Origin of the sequence: Mycobacterium helveticum (genome assembly GCF_007714205.1) — a bacterium.
Classification (GTDB): Bacteria; Actinomycetota; Actinomycetes; order Mycobacteriales; family Mycobacteriaceae; genus Mycobacterium; species Mycobacterium helveticum.
Map to the genome: position 1 here is coordinate 1 of NZ_VMQU01000219.1, position 4,259 is coordinate 4,259.

6 protein-coding genes are annotated in these 4,259 nt (G+C 73.0%); all 6 read right to left on the reverse strand.

Annotated features, from left to right (window positions below):
• Positions 1–1,134: DUF6779 domain-containing protein (locus tag FPZ47_RS26640; RefSeq protein ID WP_145039725.1), on the reverse strand; the 1,134-nt coding region annotated here is incomplete at its 3' end.
• Positions 1,135–1,220: 86 nt separating this feature from the next.
• A complete protein-coding gene (locus FPZ47_RS26645) occupies positions 1,221–1,697 on the reverse strand; it encodes a DUF3180 domain-containing protein (RefSeq protein ID WP_144957154.1) in 477 nt (158 codons plus the stop codon).
• On the reverse strand, positions 1,697–2,245 hold the full coding sequence (gene folK, locus FPZ47_RS26650; protein ID WP_144957157.1) for a 2-amino-4-hydroxy-6-hydroxymethyldihydropteridine diphosphokinase: 549 nt from the start codon (positions 2,243–2,245) through the stop codon (positions 1,697–1,699). The genes FPZ47_RS26645 and folK overlap by 1 nt, the downstream gene beginning before the upstream one ends.
• Positions 2,242–2,643 (reverse strand): dihydroneopterin aldolase, encoded by a 402-nt coding sequence (gene folB / locus FPZ47_RS26655; RefSeq protein ID WP_144957160.1) that lies wholly within the window; start codon positions 2,641–2,643, stop codon positions 2,242–2,244. Before folB ends, folK begins: the two co-directional genes overlap by 4 nt.
• 18 nt (positions 2,644–2,661) lie before the next feature.
• Positions 2,662–3,492 (reverse strand): dihydropteroate synthase, encoded by an 831-nt coding sequence (folP, locus tag FPZ47_RS26660; RefSeq protein ID WP_144957163.1) that lies wholly within the window; start codon positions 3,490–3,492, stop codon positions 2,662–2,664.
• Between the two features lie 19 nt (positions 3,493–3,511).
• Positions 3,512–4,132 carry a GTP cyclohydrolase I FolE gene (folE, locus tag FPZ47_RS26665; protein WP_144957166.1) on the reverse strand — a complete coding sequence of 207 codons (621 nt, stop codon included), beginning with the start codon at positions 4,130–4,132 and terminating at the stop codon, positions 3,512–3,514.
• Positions 4,133–4,259: the final 127 nt, after the last annotated feature.

A 4,259-nucleotide genomic window follows, 5' to 3' on the forward strand; every position in this document is an offset into this window, starting at 1 on the left:
GGGCGGGACCACCACAGGCTCGTCCGGGGCGGTGAAGTTGGGCACGCCGAAGTCGCGGTACTCCGCCGAATGGCGCGACCGCGACCGGCGGCCGGACTCGCCGTAGCGCCGTGGGGCCTCCCGCTCACCGGGTGCGCCGGCGGGGCCGGGTCCCCCGCGCGAGTCGCGGGGTTGACGGGATTCTCCGGGTTCGTCGGCGGGCTCGTCGGGGCTGACGTGCCGGGCGCGGCGCCACCGGTCCGACGGCTCGCCGGCGGCCGGTGTCGCGGTTCCGGGGGGCAGCCACAGGCCGTTGGCGACCGGCCGCCAATCCTGCGCCCGGGCCTGCGCCTGCGGGGGCGGCGGCTGCCGGTGCCGGGAGTCGAACAGCGGCTCCGGCTCCGGCGGCCGGGCCGGCACGTGGGACGGTTCCTGCGGCGCCGCGTAGAAGCGCCCGCGTTCGCGTGGGGGCGGCTGCTGCCGGGGCGGCAGCAGGGGCTCCTCGGGCACGTCGATGATGGCCGCCTCGTCGGCGCGGCCGTCGGGGACCTCCGGGACCCCAAGGGCCCCCGGGACTGTGGGCGAATGGTCCTGCGGTACCGACGCCACCCGGTCGCTGGACACCCAATCGACGGGCGCGCCGTGCCCGTTGCGGTCCCATTCGCTGTACGCGCGGGCGGGGGGCGCCTCGGCGTCCAGCGTCTCCAGCGCGGGCCGCTCCTTGAGGTCCGTGTCGAACAGGATTTCCAGGCTGGTCCGCAACGCGTTCAGCTCCGCCCGCAGCGCCGCGACGTCGTCGGCGCCCTGGGCCCGCAACTCGGAGGCCAGTTCGCGGCGCAGCTGGGATTCCACCGTCAGCTCGTACTCGCGGCGGGCCGAGATCTCCCGGTCCAGTTGCAGGTCGTAGACCAGCTTGAGGTCACGCACCCGCGACTGGTCGGCGTCGCTCTGCCGGCGGTAGAGCACCGACACGAAGGCGCCGGCGACCGCGGCCCACAAAGCCAGGATCACCGCGAGCTTGAGGAGCTCCACGCGGTTGGTGAAAACCAGCGCGGAACTGGCCCCCATCGCGAGGACCAGCAACGCGGTCAAGAGCACCCAACCCGGCCTGCGGCCGCCGCGCCGTACCCGGGCGCCGCGGGACAGAACGGTCATGGCCCGACTTTACCTGTGCGAGGTCATTCCGCGTGTCGCGCCGGTCCGGCGATTCTCGCTTCGACGTCCGCCACGCCCCGGGTGGGTCAGTTCTCGGCACCCTCAGCGGGCTCGGGTGGTTCCGGCGGTGATTTGCAGCAATCCTGCAGCCACAGCGCGGCGACGACCAGCGCCAGCGCACTGACGGCCGCGGCCACCGTCCCGGTGGTGTCCTCGGCGGCGGCGCGCAGCCAGGACCGGCGCGGCAGAAAGTACACCAGCACCCCGATCCAGAAGCCCAGCATCAACGCGCCGACCCAGGCCGACGCCTTGGCCACCACCAGGCTGCGCGCCACCGCCAGCGGGTGCAGCCGGCCGGACCCGGGGCCGATCTCGCAGTCGCTGATCTTGGTCCGCACATGGCGCGCCCACAGCGCCTCGGCGACGGCCACCGCGAGCAGCGAGATCCCGGTCCACACGGTGATGCGCGGGAACCACCGGTACATCGCGGTGACCAGCAGGTATCCCAGCACCGCGGCGCCGACCACCGCGGCCGTGAGATCGCGTCGGCGGGTCGGGCCCATCAGCTTCCCGATTCCGGGCCGGCCGGGGATTCTTCCCTCGGCGCGAGCGTCAGGTCGGTCGGCCGCACGCTCTGCCGGTCGGCGGGCTCGAGCTCGGCGAGCAATTCGGCGACCGGCCGCGGCCCCTCGGCGACCGTCAACCGGGCTTCGGGGTCGACGGCCAGCCACGGGATCAGCACGAAAGCCCGCAGATGGGCCAGCGGGTGCGGCAGCGTCAGGTTGTTCTCGCGGGAGATCACCTCCGCCTCGCCGTGGCAGGCGATGAGGTCGACGTCGAGGCTGCGCGGGCCCCAGCGCTCGCCGCGAACCCGGCCGGCCGCACCCTCGAATCCCTGCGCGCGCCGCAGCCAGCCCTGCGCGTCGCACGCGGGGTCTTCGGCAATGAGCACCGCGTTGAGGAACGGCGCCTGGTCCACGCGGCCCCAGGGGTCGGTCTCGTACACCGGGGACACCGCGAGCACCGCCCCGCCGAGCCCGTCGACGACCGATTGCAGCCGCGCCAGCCGGTCCCCCAGGTTGGAGCCGATGGACAGCACGACCCGCGTCACAGCGCCCCGCCGGCCGGGACCACCGAGCCGCGGCCGCCGCGCCGCGAGCGCCGGACCACGACCGCCACATCGGCGAACTGTTGCGGGATCGGAGCCGCCGGCTTGTGCACCACCACCTCGACGGCGTGCACGCGCCGGTCCTGCATCACCTGGTCGGCGATCTTCCCCCCGACCGTTTCGATCAGGTTGCGGGGCGGTCCGCCCACCACGTCGGCGGCCAGCCGGGCCAGTGCGCCGTAGTCGTAGGTGTCGGCCAGGTCGTCGCTGGCGGCCGCGTCGGCGAGGTCGATCCACACGGTGATGTCGACGACGAACTCCTGCCCGTCGGCGCGCTCGTGTTCGAAGACCCCGTGCCGGCCGTGCAGTGCCAAGCCGCGCAATTCGATTCGATCAGCCATCTCGATCAGCCATCTCGATCAGCCATCGTGTCCCGTCGGCCCGGGATGCGTCTCGGTCTGCGTCCAGGCCCCGACGACCTTGAGGGCATCGACCGAGGCACGCACGTCATGCACCCGCACCCCCCAGGCACCGTACAGGGCGGCCAGCGCGGAGATCACCGCGGTCGCCGTCTCGCGGCCGTCGGGCGGGCGCGGCGACCCGTCGGGCCCGGCCAGCAGGGTGCCGAGGAACCGTTTGCGCGAGGCGCCCAGCAGCACCGGGATCCCGGTGGCGACCAGACGCGGCAGGGCATGCAGCAGCGCCCAGTTGTGTCGCCCCGTCTTGGCGAACCCGAGGCCCGGGTCGATCACCAGCTTGGCCGGATCGACGCCCGCGCAGACCGCGTCGTCGACGCTGGAGAGCAACTCGGCGCGCACCTCGGCCACCACGTCGCGGTAGCGCGGGGCGCGGTGCGGGTACGCGGGCGACACGGGTCGCCAGTGCATCAGCACCCAGGGCACGCCGGCTTCGGCCAGCAGCGGCGCCATCGCGGGATCGGCCCGCCCGCCGGACACGTCGTTGACGATCCGCGCGCCGCTGTCCAGCGCCACCCGCGCGACGTCGGCGTGCATGGTGTCGATGCTCACCGTGACGCCTTGCGCGGCAAGCTCTTTGACGACCTGAACGACGCGCGATGCCTCGACCCGGGAATCGATCCGCGTGGCGCCGGGACGGGTGGACTCGCCACCGACGTCGACGATCTGCGCGCCTGCGGCGGCCAGTGCCAGACCGTGGGCGACGGCGGCGTCGGCATCCAGGTAGCGCCCGCCATCCGAGAACGAATCGTCGGTGACGTTCAGAACCCCCATGACCTGCACAGGCGCGGGCTCACTTACGCAGGATGAGGTCGAGCGCTTCGGCTCGCGAGGCGGCGTCGTGCTTGAACTGGCCGCGCACCGCCGACGTCGTGGTGACGGCGCCGGGCTTGCGGACACCGCGCATCGCCATGCACAGGTGCTCGGCTTCGACCACGACGATCACCCCGCGCGGATCGAGACGGCTCACCAGGGCATCGGCGATCTGGCTGGTGAGCCGTTCCTGGACCTGAGGCCGCTTGGCGTACAGGTCGACCAGGCGGGCGATCTTCGACAGCCCGGTCACCCTGCCGTCCTTGCCGGGGATGTAGCCCACATGGGCCACACCGTGGAAGGACACCAGATGGTGCTCACACGTGGAGTACATCGGGATTTGCTTGACGATCACCAGTTCGTCGTGATCCTCGTCGAACATGGTGCTCAGCACGGCGCCGGGGTCGATGTAGAGCCCGGAGAACATCTCGTGGTAGGCCCGGGCGACGCGCGCCGGCGTGTCCCGCAGACCGTCCCGGTCGGGGTCCTCGCCGATCGCGTACAGCAATTCGCGCACCGCCGACTCGGCACGCTGCTGGTCGAACGACCGCATGCGTCCGGGCGCGATGGGGGCGCCGGGATCGAGATCGGGCAAGGCCATCGAGTCCTCCGTTCCTCAGCCTCGGGCCGGCGGGTTGAACCGGCGGACGTCGTCATCGGGCCGGTCGGGCGCCCGTGCCGGATCGGGGACACCGTGCGGGCCGGACTGGCCGGGCGGCGGGTAGGGC

Coding starts and splice junctions, on each gene's coding strand:
- FPZ47_RS26645 (WP_144957154.1), bottom strand. CDS start 1,697: ATGGGCCCGACCCGCCGACGCGATCTCACGGCCGCGGTGGTCGGCGCC.
- folB (WP_144957160.1), bottom strand. CDS start 2,643: ATGGCTGATCGAATCGAATTGCGCGGCTTGGCACTGCACGGCCGGCAC.
- folP (WP_144957163.1), bottom strand. CDS start 3,492: ATGGGGGTTCTGAACGTCACCGACGATTCGTTCTCGGATGGCGGGCGC.
- folE (WP_144957166.1), bottom strand. CDS start 4,132: ATGGCCTTGCCCGATCTCGATCCCGGCGCCCCCATCGCGCCCGGACGC.